Raw genomic sequence first — 16894 nt, 5'->3', positions numbered from 1 at the left:
CTGTGCTGAGTCCTGTTCAGATCATGAGATTCCGACTCATGCATGGAGCGTGTCTATGAAGAAACAACAAGGTTTCACTCTGATCGAGCTGCTGATCGTCGTGGCGATCATCGGTATCCTGGCCACCATTGCGCTGCCGCAATACACGAAATATCAGGCACGGTCCAAGGTGACGGCGGGGCTGGCGGAAATCAGCGCGCTGAAAGTGCCGTTCGAGGACACCATCAATCAAGGTACCGATCCAACACTGACGAACGTCACGGGTAGCGCGACTTACGTAACAACCAACTGCGGCACAGTGACCGCATCCGGCACCGCGTCTTCGGGCGCAGGCACGATCGTCTGCACCATCGCGAATGCGCCGGCGCCTGTCTTGGGCAAAACCATCACGCTGACCCGCACCGGCGGGGCGACCGGCAACACTGCCGGCGTCTGGAGCTGCGCTTCGACCGTCAACGCCGACTACGCCCCTAAAGGTTGCCCAGGCAGCGGTACTTGATCGGCTCTGCAGCCCACTGAAATGCCCCGCCTCGCGGGGCATTTTCTTTTGCGCAGTGCTTCACAAAAAGCTTCAGTCTTTTCAGCGTGTTAGGAACTTTCCCAAAAGCCGCAACTTGCATGTAGATAATTCGGGGGTCATGCAATTTGCATGATTCCGAGAATTTTCAATTTTATTAACTTATTGATTTATAAGGATTTATTGTATTTTTAAAAGTTGGCACAGCGTTCGCAATATCTCCGGTAACCCTGCTGACAAGACACGCAGCAGACTTTCCAGAAAAACAGGAGTTACTCGTATGAAGAAGTTCGCTATCACTGCCGCTGCTGCTACCGCGCTGACCCTGACCATGGCCACCGGCGCATTCGCACAATCCACCCAGGCGACCCAGGCTCCAATGACTCTGGCTGCCGGTGAAATGACCAAGGCGAAAGAAGCCACTTCCGACACCTGGATCACCACCAAAGTCAAAAGCGACTTGGTGACCGAAAAAGGCATTCCAGGCACTGACATCAAAGTAGAAACCAACAAAGGCGTCGTGTCTCTGTCCTCCACTGTTGCAGTGACAGAAGCACAGAAAAAGATGGCCGTAGACATCACCAAGAAAATCAAAGGCGTCAAAGCGGTCTCCGCTGACGGCCTGAAAGCCGAGTAAGGCAAGACTTCTCGCCTGGACCGGGAGAAGACGCGACAGGCGGGCCGAGCAATACGTCTGCCGCCCTTTAGAGTTCATGCGAACGGCCACACGGAATGTGGCCATTACAGGCCCCGGCATTCATGTCGGGGCCTGTTCTATTTCAGGGACTGGAAAAGTGCAGAGAAGTCAGTCGCCGCGCTTGCTGTTGATCTGCCGCAGGCGATTGCCTTCGAAGCGCAAGTATTGATACATGCCGTTGCTCGGGCCGTAGGTCCATTCCTCGACCTGAAACTCTTCACGACGATTGGCGCTGCGCTTGTAGCCCAGCACGTCGCGGCTGACCGGTTCACCGCATTTCTGCAGCACCTCGCTGGCGCGATCACCGAGGCTGACCAACTGGCTGCCACAGCGCAGGGTATCGGATGCCGAAGCCTGGCTGGAGACGAGCGCCAGCGCCATTGCGGCCAGCCACTGACTGTTCATCATTCGGCGTCCAGATGCATTTGTGTCACCACGCGGCCGTCGCTTTCCGCTTCACCAAGATTGGCGTCGATGAAGTACACGCGGTCGTCGGCCAGTTGGCCCTTGTCCACCAGGTAATCCTTGATGCTGCTGGCACGGTCCTGACCGAGCTGGCGCAGCAGCACATCGCTGGTGCTCCAGAACTTGATCACGTCGGCGCGCATTTTCGCCGTGCGTTCCTCTTTGCCCAGATCTTTCCATTCAGCTGGTGGCTGGGTTTTCAGACGGGTGCGGTAGATACCTTCGAGCAGCGGACCTTTTTCATTGTCCGGTACCTGGATCAGCGAGGCCTGGGCCGGCACCTTGTCGCCACGGCGCTGGAGCATCTTGTAGTAGTTGTACTGGTATTCGCGTTCAAGACGCTGCTCGGCAAGCAACGGGCCGTCGCTGCTTTGTGCAGCAGTGCCTTCGATTTCCAGACGCAGGGCCGGACGCTCCTTCAGGGCCTGGGACAATTTGACCAGCGCCGCTTCGGCATCCTTGTTCAGTTCGCTGGAGCCCGGCGCGAAGGACACAGTGCCCAGATCTTCCGAGCCGCCACCACTGACCAGACCGCCAATCAGCTTGAACGGTGCGGCGGCGGCTTTGACGATCAGGTTGCGCAGGGTCTGCCAGACAATCGGCATCACGCTGAATTGCGGGTTGTTGAGGTCGCCGGTGACCGGCAGCTCAATGGAAATCTTGCCGTCCACGTCCTTGAGCAGCGCAATCGCCAGTTTCAGCGGCAGGCTCACGGCATCCGGGCTGTCGACTTTCTCGCCAAGTTGCAGTTGCTCGACCACCACTTTGTTCTCGGCCTTGAGCTGGCCCTTGGTGATCAGGTAGTGCAGGTCGAGATTGAGCCGGCCCTTGCGGATCCGGTAACCGGCGAACTTGCCGGAGTAGGGGGTCAGGGTGGTCAGTTCGACCCGTTTGAAACTGGTGGCGATGTCGAGGCTGGCCATCGGGTCGAACGGGTTGACCGCGCCTTTGATGGTCACCGGCGCATAACGATCGACCTTGCCCTTGACGTCGACGCTGGCCGGTTTCGCCTGACGACTGTCGATGGTGCCGATCTGGCCGTTGAGCTGCTGGATCGCCGTGGCGAAATTCGGCGTCAGGCTGAAGTCGGCGAAGTTGGCCGAGCCGTCATTGATCACGATGCCGCCGATGTGAATGCCCAACGGTTTCGAGTTACTGGCTGGTTTGGCCGCTGCGGTTTTCGCCCCGGAGTCGGCAGGTTGCGGGATCAGCAGGTCGTCGATGTTGGTGGTGCGGTCATCGTTGATCATGAAGCGCGCATAGGGCTGGAACAGGTTGATCCTGTCGATCGACAGGCTGTCACCGTGCTGATAATTCAGGCCTTCGACCACCACTTGCTGCCACTTGAGGACGTCGCGGGTCTTCAGGGTGTCGAGGGTGTGCAACTGATCGACCTGAGCGCGACCGGTGACGCTGAGTGCCAGCGGCTCGGTACTTTTCAGGTTCACTTTCAGGTCGCTGCCGAGCATGCCGCTGCGCAGTTCCAGACGAATGAACGGGTTGATGTAGGACTGGGCGACGCGCAGGTCGATGTCCTGGGTTTTCACGTTGAGCTGGGCGGTGACCGGCGCCAGGTTGACCACGCCGTCGGCGTTGATCTTGCCTTGCTTGCCCAGGCCTGCGTCGAGTTTGACGTTGAAGGGCGAGCCGTTGAGGCTGTCGAAATTCTGCAGATCGACATTAAGTGGCGTGACATCCAGCGTGACCTCAGGCTTCGCCGAGCGGTCGGCCAGGTGCACTTTGTAGTCACGCAGTTGCACGTCCTTGAGCAGCACTTGCCATGGCTTGCCCGGCGCGGTCGGTTCCGTTTTCGGCGAGTCGGCGGCGGCCGGAGTGCTTTTCGGTTCAGCCGCTGCTTTGGCGGCAGGTTTGGACGGCTGGCTGGCGAACAGTTTTTGCCAGTCCAGTTGCCCGTCCGCTTCGAGGGCGGCCCAGGTTTCGAGCTTCTGGCTGCGGACCTTGCCGACCACCACTTGCTGCTTGGCCAGGTCCACGGTGGTTTCGCTGACGTCGAGGCGGTCGAGTTTCGCCAGCGGACGTCCGTCCGGTGCCTTGATCGCAAACGGCGCAACACTGACCGAGACGTTGCTCAACAGCAGTTCGGTTTCCTTGGACAGGTTGAGTTTGTAGTCGGTACTGAGGCTGACCACGCCGTTTTCCAGCACCAGCGGCACCGCGTCGCGCACGTAGGGCCAGAACGCTTTCATCTGGCCGTCGGTGACTTTGAGCGTGCCTTCGGAGGCAATCGGGATCAGGCTGAAATTGCCTTTCCAGTCGATCTGCCCACCGGCCGGGCCGATGGCGACCAGAGTCATGTCGGCGTTGTCTTCAGGCAGGGTGCTTAGGTTGTTCAGTTCGAAATCGAGTTTGTCGTAGAGGAATTCGATCGGCTCGCTCGGGCGTGCATCCTCGAAATGCACGTTGCCGCCAGCCAGTTTGATCCGGTCGATACGCAGCGGAAACGGCTTGGCATTCGGATCGGCCGGCGTCGGTTCGCTGGCCGGCAGTTTGAACAGACCGAGCAGATTGAGTTTGCCGTCCTTGGCGAACAGGATTTCGGTCTTGGGTTTGTCCAGTTCGATGTCGGACAGGTGCAGGGCTTTTGTCCACAGGCTGTCGAGTTGCAGGTTGGCGTACAGGCGTTCGAAACCGACCTGTTCCTTGCCCGGCTCGCCGATGACCAGGCCCCACAGTGTGACTTCGAGGCTGAACGGATTGAGTTCGATACGCTGGATGTGCGCAGGCACCGTGGCGTAGTTGGCCAGTTGCTGGTTGGCCACGCGGAGCGCGATGCCCGGCAGAATCAGAAACCCCAGCAGGCTGTAGAGGGCCAGAGCAGTCAACAGGGCGCCAATCGCGCGAATCAATCCTTTGGGCATGTGCGGCTTCATCTGTCTGAATCGGAGTGCCTTGGAGTATGGCACGCGATTCCGGTTCCGAAGTACATCGCACGAGACAGGATTGTTCAGATTTGTCTGCAATGTCTGTAGGAGCAGCCTTCGACAGCTTCTGCAGATGGGTCAGAGCTGGAGGATCAGGGTCTTCAGCGGCGGTTGCCCGTCCAGTGAAGGGAAATCCCGGCCCGGGGTCATCACACTCCACTCGCGCACCGGACGCCCGGCTTTCTCGGCGCAACGCAGCACCTGTTCGCGCCAGTCGTCCATGCTGACTTTTGCCAGGTTGTTGCAGCAGATCAGCACGCCGTTTTCAGCGGTGGTCAGCAGGGCTGGCTTGAGCAGGCTCTGATAATCGCGCAGCAGGTCGACGGTGCCGAATGCACTTTTGGCCCACGCCGGTGGGTCGAGCAATACCAGATCATATTGGCGCTGTTCGAGACGTTGATAGCTCGGCAGTTTCTGCCCGCGACGCTGACTGATCGGCAGGCCGGCCAGCTGGCGAATCGCCGGGAAGTAGTCTGACTGAATGAATTCCATGGTCGGCAGCTGCGGATTGAGCAAACCGTTCTCGCGTCCGACCGCCAGATTGCCTTCGGCGAAGTCCAGGTTGCACACCTCGCGTGCACCGCCGGCAGCCGCGCTGAGGCCGACGCCGCAGGTGTAGGCGAACAGGTTGAGCACGCTTTTGCCCTTGGCGTGATCCTTGACCCAGCCGCGGGTGTTGCGCAGGTCGAGGAACAGCAGCGGATCCTGGCCGGCGTGGCGTCCGCGGACGCGGTAGTTCAGGCCCCACTCGTGGCCGACCAGATCGACCAGTGCTGCATCTTCGGCGCGGTAGACGCTGTCTTCACGATCAATCCGCGAGTTGCCACGTGAGCGGTCGTTGTAGACCAGCAGGGTTTGCAAGCCCAGCGTTTCGTTCACCGTGGCGTGCAGTTGCAGCAGGTCGGCGAGTTCCAGCGTCTGGTGGAAGCTCTGCACCATCAGCTGCGGGCCGTAGCGGTCGACGGTCAGGCCGCCGGCGCCTTCCTGGCTGCCGTGGAACAGGCGATAGCAGTCGGTGCCCTGGCGGTGCAGCTCGGCGAGCAGATCCTGGCGTTGATCGAGGGCGGCGCGCAGCGCCTGATTCAGGGAAGACATGCTTGCGCCTTGCTGGAGGGAATCGGGGCGCGGGAGTTTAGCAGCTACTGAGCTTCATCTCAGCCCCATCCGCCGTTGGGCCCGTTGCACGGAACCATTGCGCATCGCCCAGCGCAGCATCGGTGCGCTGCGCTTGACGCTGGCGCGGATCAGCTGACGTTGCAGCGGATTCTGCCGGGCATCCAGCATGTCGCTGGCCCAGTCCGGCAGCAGGTCGATGCCGGCCTTCATCATCAGGTCGCCAAACGGCCGCGCCAGCACGCTGGGCGCCGGGGCATCGAGCAACAGGCGCAGGACTTCGCGGCTACGATCGTCGCACACCAGCTGCGGGCGCATGCGATGCAGGTAATCGGCCACGGCCTGGCGCGATTTCGGCACATCGCGGGCACCCAGGCGTTCAGCGACCACGGCGATTTCCGCGTAGTAACGGTCCTGATCCTGCGGTGACAATTGCGGGTTGCGGTAACGCAAATGGGCGGCGAGAAAGTTGCTGACCTCGGCCACGTGCACCCAGGTCAGCAGGTCCGGATCACTGGCCGCATAGGCTCGGCCATCCGGCGCGGTGCCGACGACTTGCAGGTGAATGGTGCGGACTTTCTCGATCAGCCATTCGGCGTCCCGTTTGGAGCCGAACGTAGTGCCGGAGACGAACTGGCTGGTACGACGCAAGCGGCCGAGCATGTCCTGGCGAAAGTTCGAGTGATCCCAGACGCCGGCCAGCGCCAGTGGGTGCAGGGCTTGCAGCAACAAGGCGCTGATGCCGCCGATCAACATGCTGCTGAAGTCGCCGTGCACTTGCCAACTGATCGAGTCCGGGCCGAACAGGCCGGGATCGCCCTTGGGGTTTTCCAGATCGAGCTGGCCGAGGGACAGACCGGTCAGGCTCATGAGCTGGTTTTCGATACGGCTGCGGATGAATTCCATGGCAACTCAGTGGTGAAGGGCGGCGCGGCCGGTTGACCGCGCCTGTGATTCTACTGGTTAAGGCGCTTGTCGATCAGCCCCTGCACCACGCTCGGGTCGGCCAGGGTCGAGGTATCGCCAAGGCTGTCGAGCTCGTTGCAGGCGATCTTGCGCAGGATCCGCCGCATGATCTTGCCCGAGCGGGTTTTCGGCAGGGCCGGGGCCCACTGGATCAGGTCCGGTTTGGCAAAGCTGCCGATTTCCTTGCTGACGTGGGCCAGCAATTCCTTCTTCAGCTCATCGTTGGGTTCGGCGCCGTTCATGGGCGTGACGAAGGCGTAGATGCCCTGGCCTTTGACGTCGTGGGGGTAACCGACCACGGCGGCTTCGGCGATGCTGTCGTGCAGCACCAGCGCGCTTTCGACTTCTGCGGTGCCGATGCGGTGGCCGGAGACATTGATCACGTCATCAATGCGACCGGTGATCCAGTAATCGCCATCCTCGTCGCGACGGGCGCCGTCGCCGGTGAAGTAGTAACCGGGGTAGGGCTTGAAGTAGGTGTCGACCATGCGCTGCGGATCACCGTAGACGCTGCGGATCTGCGCCGGCCAGCTCGACTTGATCGCCAGCACGCCGCTGCCGGCGCCCTTGATTTCCTTGCCGTGCTCGTCGAGCAGTACCGGTTGCACGCCGAACATCGGCTGGGTGGCGCAGCCCGGTTTGATCCGCTGGGCGCTGACCAGCGGGCTGAGCATGATGCCGCCGGTCTCGGTCTGCCACCAGGTATCGACAATCGGGCAGCGCTGTTCGCCGACCACGTTGAAATACCATTCCCACGCTTCCGGGTTGATCGGCTCACCGACGCTGCCGAGCAATCTGAGGCTCTCGCGGGATGTTTCCTGCAAGGGGCCGGCACCTTCACGCATCAGTGCGCGCAGTGCGGTCGGCGCGGTGTAGAAGATGTTGACCTTGTGTTTGTCGATCACCTGCCAGAACCGCGAAGTGCTCGGGTAGCTCGGCACGCCTTCGAAGATCAGGGTGGTCGCGCCGTTGGCCAGCGGGCCGTAGACGATGTAGCTGTGGCCGGTGACCCAGCCGACGTCGGCGGTGCACCAGAACACTTCGCCGTCGCGGTAGTCGAGGACGTACTTGAAGGTCATCGCCGCTTGCAGCAGATAACCGCCGGTGGTGTGCAGCACGCCTTTGGGTTTGCCGGTGCTGCCGGAGGTGTAGAGGATGAACAGCGGGTCTTCGGCGTCCATCGGTTCCGGCGGGCAATCGTCGCTGACATCGCGCACGGCCTGGTGATACCAGAGGTCACGGCCTTCGGCCCAGTCGACTTTGGTCTGAGTGCGCTCGACCACCACGACGGTGCTGACATTCGGGCAACTCTGCAGGGCCTTGTCGACGTTCTGTTTCAGCGGCACGAACTTGCCACTGCGCACGCCTTCGTCGGCGGTGATCACGGTGCGGCAGTCGGCATCGAGAATGCGGTCGCGCAAGGAGTCCGGGGAGAATCCGCCAAACACCACCGAGTGAATCGCGCCGATCCGCGCGCAGGCGAGCATGGCGTAGGCCGCTTCGGGGATCATCGGCATGTAGATGCACACCCGGTCGCCTTTTTTCACGCCGCGGCTTTTCAGCACGTTGGCCAGGCGGCAGACGTGGTGATGGAGTTTGTTGTAGGTGATTTGCGTGGATTCGGCGGGATCGTCGCCTTCCCAGACAATCGCGGTCTGGTCGCCGCGTTTTTCCAGGTGGCGATCGATGCAGTTGTAGCTGACATTCAGTTTCGCCCCGGCGAACCAGGAAGCCTCGCCGGTCTTCAGGTCATAGCGCTGGACGGTCTGCCACGGCGTGCTCCAGTCGAGGAAGCGGGTGGCCTGTTCGGCCCAGAAGGTGCTGGGGTGTTCAATGGATTCGCGGTACAGGCGATGGTAGTCGTCCTGACTCAACTGGGCTGCCCGGCGGACGGCATCGGCTTTGGGGAACGTGCTGATATCGAACATGACGGTTCCTTATTCTTGTTGTGCGACAAGGATAAAGATGCGCCGAGAGGTCAACAGGTTCAAGTCACGTGCAAAACAACTGTGGGAGCGAGCTTGCTCGCGATAGCGGAGTTTCAGTCAACGTCGATGTTGAATGAATAACCGAAATCACGAGCAAGCTCGCTCCCACAGGGTTACAGCAACGCGATCAAATCAGCCGCGGTGACGGCCGCGGAAATAGTTGATCAGGCCTTGAGTAGACGCATCTTCGGCCGCGGTTTCCTCGCTGCCGACCAGGCGGTTGTAGACGCCCTTGCCCAGTTCCTTGCCCAGTTCCACGCCCCACTGGTCGAAGGCGTTGATGCCCCAGACCACGCTCTGCACGAAGACTTTGTGTTCGTACATCGCCACCAGTGCGCCGAGACGACGCGGGCTGATGCGCTCGACCACCAGGGTGTTGCTCGGACGGTTGCCCGGGATCACCTTGTGCGGTGCGAGTTTCTGCACCTGTTCTTCGCTCATGCCCTTGTCGCGCAGTTCGGCTTCGGCTTCCGGCAGGGTCTTGCCGAGCATCAGTGCCTGGCTCTGGGACAGGCAGTTGGCGTACAGCCACTGATGGTGGTCGGACACCGGGTTGAAGCTGACGATCGGCACGATGAAGTCGGCCGGAATCAGTTGGGTGCCCTGGTGCAGCAACTGGTGGTAAGCGTGCTGGCCGTTGCAGCCGACGCCGCCCCAGATTACCGGGCCGGTATCGGTCGACACCGGAGTGCCGTCCTGACGCACGCTCTTGCCGTTGGATTCCATGTCCAGCTGCTGCAAGTGCTTGGTGATGTTACGCAGGTAGTGGTCGTACGGCAGGATCGCGTGGCTTTGCGCGCCCCAGAAGTTGCCGTACCACACGCCGAGCAGGGCCAGCAGCACCGGCATGTTCTGTTCGAACGGCGCGCTCTGGAAGTGCTGGTCCATGGTGTAGGCACCGGACAGCAGTTCCTTGAAGTTGGACATGCCGATGGCCAGGGCAATCGGCAGACCGATGGCCGACCACAGCGAATAACGACCGCCGACCCAGTCCCACATCGGGAAGATGTTCTCTTCGCGGATACCGAAGGCCACGGCCGCCGCGTTGTTGCTCGATACGGCGATGAAGTGACGATACAGTTCGGCTTCCGAACCACCCTGGGCCAGATACCAGGCACGGGCGGCCTGGGCGTTTTTCAGGGTTTCGAGGGTGTTGAACGATTTCGACGAAACGATGAACAGCGTGGTCTCGGCGCGCAGCTTTTGCGTCAGCTCGTGGAATTCGCTGCCGTCGATGTTCGCCAGGTAATGGCAGCGCACGCCTTTCTGGGCGTAGGACAGCAGGGCTTCGGAGACCAGCTCCGGGCCGAGGAACGAACCACCGATACCGATGTTGACCACGTCAGTGATCGGCTTTTCGGTGTAACCGCGCCACAGGCCGTCATGGATCTTGCCGACCAGATCGGTGATCTGGTTCAACACCTTGTGTACTTCAGGCATCACGTTGACGCCATTGACCGACAGCTTGTCGCCCACCGGGCGACGCAGGGCGGTGTGCAGCGCCGGGCGGCCTTCGGAGGAGTTGACGATTTCGCCGTCGAACAGCGCCTTGATCGCGCCCTTGAGATCGACTTCGTTGGCCAGACCCACCAACAGGTTGCGGGTCTCGGCGTTGATCAGATTCTTCGAATAATCGAGAAACAGTCCGCAACTGCTGAGGGTGAATTGAGTGAAGCGCTGCGGATCGGCGTTGAAGGCTTCGCGCATGCTGAAATCCTGCATGGCTTGGCGGTGGTCTTTCAACGCCTGCCAGGCAGGCAGAGCGGTAACGTCATGAGGAGTGCGGTAGTACGCCATCGCTGCGGTTTTCCTTTTTACTTGAACGGCCTTTTGAACACTGAAAAGACCTCCCCGCCATGTTTGGGCGAGGGGGCAACTGCGTCGACACGATTACTTTGGCGCAGGGCGAATACAGTAAACCCAGCGCCGCGATCTGTCTTGGCTTCTTCTGACCTGTTACCTGTACTTTTTTAACATCGATAACAGGAACGGTCGACAGACGGCGACAACGCGAGGATGTCCCTGCTGATCGCGCGGGTTGGACGGCGGGCAGTTTGCCCGATGGGCAGGTGGGCAGCAATACGATCCGGGAGGGGGGGATTTAACACGAATGTGGGAGCGAACGGCTCGCTCCCACATTCTCCTGTTGCTGTGTTCAGGCGGGGGTATCGAGGTTCAGGTGCAGGTTGTCGATCAACCGGGTGGTGCCGAGGAACGCTGCAACCAGAATCACCAGATCACGATCTTCCGCCGTGGCCGGACGCAGGGTCAGGGCGTGGCGGATTTCCAGGTAATCCGGGCGCAGGCCGGCGGCTTCCAGCTGTTGCCGCTGTGCCTGGATCAAGGCCGGGAAGTCGCGCTCGCCCTGCTTGATCGACTCGGCAATGCTGCTCAGGGCGCGGTAAACGACGGGCGCCACGGCGCGTTGTTCCTCGCTGAGGAAACCGTTGCGCGAGGACAGCGCAAGGCCATCGGCAGCACGTACGGTCGGCTCGCCGATGATCTGGATCGGCATGTTCAGGTCATGCACCAGCGCACGGATCACGGCCAGTTGCTGGTAGTCCTTCTGACCGAAGATCGCGAGATCCGGCTGGACCATGTTGAACAGCTTGCTGACCACGGTCGCCACGCCTTCGAAGTGTCCTGGACGGCTGGCGCCGCACAGGCCTTCGGAAAGCTGCGGCACGCTGACCCGGGTCTGCCCGGCCATGCCGTCGGGGTACATTTCTTCGACGGTCGGGGCGAACAACAGGGAGCAACCGGCTTCCAGCAGTTTTTCCTGATCCGCCGCCAGGGTGCGCGGGTATTTGTCGAGGTCTTCGCCGGCGCCGAACTGCAGCGGGTTGACGAAAATGCTCGCGACCACGAAGTCCACTCGCTGCTTGGCTTTAGTGATCAACGCGATGTGGCCGCTGTGCAGGTTGCCCATGGTCGGCACGAAGCCGATGCGCTTGCCTTCACCGCGGGCGCGCGCCACGGCAGCGCGGAGTTCACGTACGGTTTTGACGGTGTTCATGCAGAGAATCCGTGTTCGATTCCAGGGAAGGTGGCGGCTTTGACTTCGTTCACATAAGCCTTCAGTGCGGACTGGATGCTGTCCTGGCCCTGCATGAAGTTCTTGACGAATTTCGGTACGCGGCCGCTGATCGACAGGCCGAGCATGTCGTGCAGCACCAGGACCTGACCGTCAGTGTCGGCACCGGCGCCGATGCCGATCACCGGGATTTTCACCGCCTGGCTGATTTCGGCCGCCAGTTCGCTCGGCACGCATTCCAGCAGGAGCATGGCCGCGCCGGCCTGCTCCAGAGAGATCGCGTCGGCGCGCATCTGGCGCGCCTGGTTTTCGTTGCGACCCTGCACTTTATAGCCGCCGAGAATGTTCACGGCTTGCGGGGTCAGGCCCATGTGGGCGCAGACCGGCACACCGCGTTCGGCCAGAAGACGGATCGACTCCGCCAGCCACAGCGCACCTTCGACCTTGACCATGTGCGCGCCGGCCTGCATCAGCATGGCGCTGTTGGTCATGGTTTGTTCGAGGGTGGCGTTGGCCATGAACGGCAGGTCGGCCAGGATCAGGGCGTCGGTGTTGCCGCGCTTGACGCAGGCGGTGTGGTAGGCCATTTCCGCAATGGTCACCGGCAGGGTGCTGTCGTGACCTTGCAGGACCATGCCGAGGGAGTCGCCCACCAGCAGCACTTCGACACCGGCCTCGTTGCAGGCGTGCGCGAAGGTCGCGTCATAGCAGGTCAGCATGGTGATCTTTTCACCTTTCTGCTTGAGGCTCTGGAGCGTGGTCAGGGTGATGGCTGGCATGTAAGAAATCCTCGTTCAGGCGCTTTGGAAACTACTGCGAGTAACGCGCGTGATTCGTCATCTATTCAGGCGCACGCTCTTTTGTCGTGCTTATAAGGCCTGGATTGCGCCCTTGTATGCCGGGTTGGCGGCAGCGGGACGCCTATAGTCGTGATGAGGCCTCAGGAAGTCAATTGCATGTGTTACCGCATTGTTACGACGGGAGTGTTACCGGCGTTACTGATGCGATTCAGCGGGCCGGCGGGCCGGATTTGCGGAGTTTTTGTCCTACAAGAACGCAAAATACGGGAGCCGGTTTGCTCCCGCATCGGCGATTTGGATCAGGCGTGGGAGAGGCGTTCGAGGCCGACGAACGGGCAGGCTGCGAGCAGATCGGCAAGGGTGCGGCCGTCGGCCAGGCGCAGATCTTCGGGGGCCAGTTCGGCCAGGGGATAAAGTACGAACGCGCGTTCCTGCATGTGGTAATGCGGGACTTTGAGGCGCGGTTCATCGATCAGACGGTCACCGAACAGCAGGATGTCGAGGTCCAGCGTGCGCGGGCCCCAGCGTTCCAGGCGCTCGCGGCCCTGGCCGTTTTCGATGGCTTGCAGGGCATCGAGCAGTTCCAGCGGGGCAAGCGTGCTGTCGAGTGCCGCGACCGCGTTGGTGTAACGCGGCTGACCCGGCAGCAGCGAGTCGCTCTGGTAAAAGGCAGACACACCGACCAGTGCTGTACTCGGCAGCTGCGCCAATGAGTCGACCGCGCTGCGCAGTTGTTCGGCCGGGTCAGCCAGATTGCTGCCCATGCCGATGTAGATGCGTTCCATGCCTTATTCGCCCGTAGCGCTCGGTGCGCCGGCGCGTTTGCGCTTGGAACCGCTGCTGCGGCGACGCTTGCGCGGAGCACCGCTGGCGCCGTCTTCCTTGCCGCTGAGGTCGCGGATCATGTCGCGGCGCTCGCTGTCGTTGGCGTCCTGATAGTCGGTCCACCATTCGCCCAGGCCATCGGTCTGCTCGCCGGCGCTTTCACGCAGCAGCAGGAAGTCGTAGCCGGCGCGGAAGCGCGGATTGTCCAGCAACAGGTCGGCGCGTTTGCCGCTGCGGCGTGGCAGACGTTCCTGCATGTCCCAGATCTCGCGGATCGGCATGGTGAAGCGTTTTGGAATCGCAATGCGCTGGCACTGTTCGGCGATCAGCTCGTGGGCGGCTTCCTGCATCGCCGGAATCGGCGGCATGCCACGTTCCTGCAGACGCAACACGCGAGCCGGCAAGGCTGGCCACAACAGGGCGGCAAACAGGAACGCCGGGGTCACCGGTTTGTTCTGCTTGATCCGCAGATCGGTGTTGGTCAGTGCTTCGCTGATCAGCGTGTGGGTGTATTCCGGGTTGTATTCCAGCGCATCGGCGCTGGCCGGGAACAACGGCGCGAACAGTTGCAGGTCGACCAGCATCTCGAAGGTGATGGCGCCATGGCCGGAGAGGAACAGCTTGAGCACTTCCTCGAACAGGCGGGCCGACGGGATCTCGCGCAGCATCGGGGCCAGGTCGCGGATCGGCTGGACGGTGTGCTTTTCGATGCCGAAGTTGAGCTTGGCGGCGAAACGCACGGCCCGCAGCATCCGTACCGGGTCTTCCTGGTAGCGCTGTTTCGGGTCGCCGATCAGGCGGATCAGATGGTTGCGGATGTCGTGTACGCCGTTGGCGTAATCGAGGATGCGCTCGCTGACCGGATCGTAATACAGGGCGTTGATGGTGAAGTCGCGACGTTGCGCGTCCTCTTCCAGGGTGCCGTAGACGTTGTCGCGCAGAATGCGCCCGCTCTCGTTGCGCGAGGATTGGTTGCTGTCTTCGTCGTCTTCGTTTTGCGGGTGGTTGGCGCGGAAGGTCGCGACCTCGATGATTTCGCGACCGAAATGGATGTGTACCAGCTTGAAGCGGCGGCCGATGATCCGCGCATTGCGGAATTCGGCGCGAACCTGCTCGGGGGTGGCGCTGGTGGCGACGTCGAAGTCTTTGGGCGTGATGCCCAGCAGCATGTCTCGCACGCAGCCGCCAACCAGGTAGGCCTGGTAGCCGGCGCCCTGCAGACGTTCGACGATGTTGACCGCGTATCGGCTGAATTGCGCCTTTTGCAGCGAATGTTGGCCGCTGTTGAGGACTTCAGGCGTGCTACGGATGTGTTGCGTACGACGCAGGGGAGTTCGGAATGACTGGAACAGCTTCTTCAGCATGGGATGCACTGTTTGAAGGAATGTTCGGCCATACCAGAGAATGACCGCATGATGGGCGGGGATTCTAGCATTTAGTCGAGGGATGGTGTAGGACGCTGCCGATTTGCGCTGCAGGCCGCAGGCTAGAGGGGTGAAGATGCGTCAGGAGGGGAGATTTTCCCGGGAGGGAGAAACTACAAGGGGAGCCGAAGCTCCCCAAGAAGTAGTTGCGTGCTCTTTTTATTATTGATTCGGGCTTCTTGTTTTTGTTGAGTGCCCTCGCCATGAAGTTTTTCCTTCATGACCCTCCCAATCGGGAGCCAAGAGCAAACGGATTGCTTTGGTCGCTGAATTGCAGTGATCTCTCGATCCAACCAGTACAGGCTCTGTCTTAGGACAGTTTTTGTTGTTCTCGGCCTGGTCGTGGGGCAAGCCCCAAATACAACGCCTCTCCAAAAGAATCAGTTAGCTGCGCCTCTCGCCGTCTTGTTTTTATTGTGCGTGAGTCGATTCGTCTTATTTTTATTGTCTTGTGCATTGCTTGTTATTGTTCTTGTACCAAACATATAGCAGGGGGCGTGCCAACTTTTGCGAACCCCAATAAAACAAGGGGTTAGGTCGATATAACCGTTTTCTCGGGGCGAAAAAAAGCCGGGGTTTCGTTACCGATAACCCCGGCTTCTGTTACGTGAAAAGACTGAGGTAACAGTTTTTTCACACATTCAACGGTTACCCGCACACTCGACAGGTAACGTTCAGCTCTCGCTGGCAACCCCGGTCTTGCGCCGTGGAATGCCCAGGCGCTGACGGCGTTCCCACAGGCATTTGCGGCTGACGCCCAGTTTGCGCGCCAGTTCGGTCTCGGTCATGTGGTCCTGGTGCTCAAGCACGAAATGCTGGAAGTAGTCTTCCAGCGACAGGTCTTCGGTCGGCTCGTGGCTGCTGTTGCTGGCGTTACCGGCCGGTTGTGCCGGCAGACCGATGAACTCGTCGTCCTCCAGATCCCCCAGCTCGATGTCGATGCCCAGCAGGTCGGCAGAAATTTCCGGGCTCTCGCTCAGAATCACGGCGCGCTCGACGGCGTTTTCCAGCTCCCGCACGTTGCCCGGCCAGGAATAGTGCCGGATCGCCTGTTCGGCATCGGCGGCAAATTTCAGGTCGGTGCGGTTGATGCGCGCGCTCTGGCGAGCGAGGAACGCATTGGCGATTTCGTTGACGTCGGCGCCACGCTCGCGCAGGGCCGGCAGTTTCAGCGCGATCACATGGAGGCGGTAATACAAGTCTTCGCGGAACTGGCCGATTTTCGCCAGGCTCTTGAGGTCACGGTGGGTCGCGGCGATCAGTCGTACATCGACCTTCTGCGACTGCACCGAGCCGACCCGGCGAATCTCGCCTTCCTGCAATACACGCAGCAGGCGAGCCTGTGCTTCCAGTGGCAATTCGCCGATTTCGTCGAGGAACAGCGTGCCGCCGTCCGCCGCTTCCACCAGGCCGGCGCGACCGGCGCTGGCACCGGTGAATGCACCTTTCTCGTGACCGAACAGTTCGGACTCGATCAGGCTTTCCGGAATGGCGGCGCAGTTCACCGAAATCATCGGTGCCTTGGCACGTTTCGACAGATTGTGCAGGGCCCGGGCCACCAGTTCTTTACCGGTGCCGGATTCGCCCTGGATCAGGACATTGGAATCGGTCGGGGCGACTTTACGGATCTTGCCGTAAAGGTCCTGCATCGGTGGGCAGGAGCCGATGATGCCGATCTCGCCGTTGCTGTTGTCTGTGGCGGATTTGCCGTTGCCGTTGGCAGTTTTGCCGGCAACGACTTCACCGGCAGCCGGCGCTGACTGGCGATCACGCAGGATCCGCGCGACGGCCTGAAGCATTTCATCGTGGTCGAAAGGCTTGGCGATGTAATCCACCGCGCCCATCTTCATCGAGTCGACCGCCGAACGCAGGCTGGCGTAGCTGGTCATGATCAGCACCGGCGTGCCCTGGCCGAGCTTGATCAGCTCGGTGCCCGGAGCACCCGGCAGACGCAGGTCGCTGACGATCAGATCGAATGTGGGAATACTGAAGCGTTCTTGTGCTTCCTGCACTGAACCGGCTTCGCTGACCTGGTACTGGTTGCGTTCCAGCAGGCGGCGCAAGGCGGAGCGGATAATGGTTTCGTCTTCGACGATCAAAATGTGCGGCATTGATTCGATACT

Annotated in this window: 13 protein-coding genes; 2 read left to right on the top strand and 11 right to left on the bottom strand. The window is 60.9% G+C overall.

Translation table 11 applies throughout. The features are described 5' to 3' along the window. Positions 1 to 55 precede the first annotated feature (55 nt). Both ACKLNA_RS23695 and ACKLNA_RS23690 read left to right on the top strand, forming a co-directional pair. The gene (locus ACKLNA_RS23695; RefSeq protein ID WP_408987273.1) at positions 56 to 499 is read left to right on the top strand and encodes a pilin; all 444 of its coding nucleotides are present in this window, start codon (positions 56 to 58) and stop codon (positions 497 to 499) included. Positions 500 to 797: 298 nt separating this feature from the next. Further along, complete coding sequence (locus tag ACKLNA_RS23690) at positions 798 to 1154, top strand: BON domain-containing protein (RefSeq protein ID WP_065261581.1); 357 nt, start codon at positions 798 to 800, stop codon at positions 1152 to 1154. A 168-nt stretch (positions 1155 to 1322) separates the two neighbouring features. Here the strand turns inward: ACKLNA_RS23690 and ACKLNA_RS23685 are convergent, their stop codons facing one another. The 11 genes from ACKLNA_RS23685 to ACKLNA_RS23635 all read right to left on the bottom strand — a co-directional run bounded on the left by ACKLNA_RS23685 (position 1323) and on the right by ACKLNA_RS23635 (position 16882). Further along, a complete protein-coding gene (locus ACKLNA_RS23685) occupies positions 1323 to 1619 on the bottom strand; it encodes a DUF2845 domain-containing protein (RefSeq protein ID WP_408987272.1) in 297 nt (98 codons plus the stop codon). After that, positions 1619 to 4570 (bottom strand): DUF748 domain-containing protein, encoded by a 2952-nt coding sequence (locus tag ACKLNA_RS23680; RefSeq protein ID WP_408987271.1) that lies wholly within the window; start codon positions 4568 to 4570, stop codon positions 1619 to 1621. The genes ACKLNA_RS23685 and ACKLNA_RS23680 overlap by 1 nt, the downstream gene beginning before the upstream one ends. Before the next feature lie 129 nt (positions 4571 to 4699). Continuing rightward, positions 4700 to 5716 carry a class I SAM-dependent rRNA methyltransferase gene (locus ACKLNA_RS23675; RefSeq protein ID WP_408987270.1) on the bottom strand — a complete coding sequence of 339 codons (1017 nt, stop codon included), beginning with the start codon at positions 5714 to 5716 and terminating at the stop codon, positions 4700 to 4702. Positions 5717 to 5770: 54 nt separating this feature from the next. Beyond that, positions 5771 to 6640 (bottom strand): oxygenase MpaB family protein, encoded by an 870-nt coding sequence (locus tag ACKLNA_RS23670; protein WP_408987269.1) that lies wholly within the window; start codon positions 6638 to 6640, stop codon positions 5771 to 5773. Between the two features lie 50 nt (positions 6641 to 6690). After that, positions 6691 to 8628, bottom strand: a complete 1938-nt coding sequence (gene acs / locus ACKLNA_RS23665; protein ID WP_408987268.1) for an acetate--CoA ligase — start codon at positions 8626 to 8628, stop codon at positions 6691 to 6693. Between the two features lie 192 nt (positions 8629 to 8820). Beyond that, positions 8821 to 10485 carry a glucose-6-phosphate isomerase gene (pgi, locus tag ACKLNA_RS23660; protein ID WP_085712156.1) on the bottom strand — a complete coding sequence of 555 codons (1665 nt, stop codon included), beginning with the start codon at positions 10483 to 10485 and terminating at the stop codon, positions 8821 to 8823. A 358-nt stretch (positions 10486 to 10843) separates the two neighbouring features. Beyond that, the gene (gene panC / locus ACKLNA_RS23655) at positions 10844 to 11704 is read right to left on the bottom strand and encodes a pantoate--beta-alanine ligase (protein WP_408987267.1); all 861 of its coding nucleotides are present in this window, start codon (positions 11702 to 11704) and stop codon (positions 10844 to 10846) included. Continuing rightward, on the bottom strand, positions 11701 to 12501 hold the full coding sequence (gene panB / locus ACKLNA_RS23650) for a 3-methyl-2-oxobutanoate hydroxymethyltransferase (protein ID WP_408987266.1): 801 nt from the start codon (positions 12499 to 12501) through the stop codon (positions 11701 to 11703). The genes panC and panB overlap by 4 nt, the downstream gene beginning before the upstream one ends. 320 nt (positions 12502 to 12821) lie before the next feature. Then, positions 12822 to 13307, bottom strand: coding sequence for a 2-amino-4-hydroxy-6-hydroxymethyldihydropteridine diphosphokinase (gene folK, locus ACKLNA_RS23645; protein ID WP_248743742.1), 486 nt, complete (start codon positions 13305 to 13307; stop codon positions 12822 to 12824). A gap of 3 nt (positions 13308 to 13310) precedes the next feature. Beyond that, the gene (locus tag ACKLNA_RS23640) at positions 13311 to 14711 is read right to left on the bottom strand and encodes a polynucleotide adenylyltransferase PcnB (RefSeq protein WP_085712152.1); all 1401 of its coding nucleotides are present in this window, start codon (positions 14709 to 14711) and stop codon (positions 13311 to 13313) included. Positions 14712 to 15445: 734 nt separating this feature from the next. After that, complete coding sequence (locus ACKLNA_RS23635; RefSeq protein ID WP_248740427.1) at positions 15446 to 16882, bottom strand: sigma-54 dependent transcriptional regulator; 1437 nt, start codon at positions 16880 to 16882, stop codon at positions 15446 to 15448. Positions 16883 to 16894 lie beyond the last annotated feature (12 nt).

The sequence above is a fragment of the Pseudomonas sp. UV AK001 genome, assembly GCF_046097675.1.
GTDB classification, from domain to species: Bacteria; Pseudomonadota; Gammaproteobacteria; order Pseudomonadales; family Pseudomonadaceae; genus Aquipseudomonas; species Aquipseudomonas kribbensis.
The sequence above is the reverse complement of the archived record's forward strand: the minus strand, read 5'-3'. Positions and strand labels throughout refer to the sequence as shown.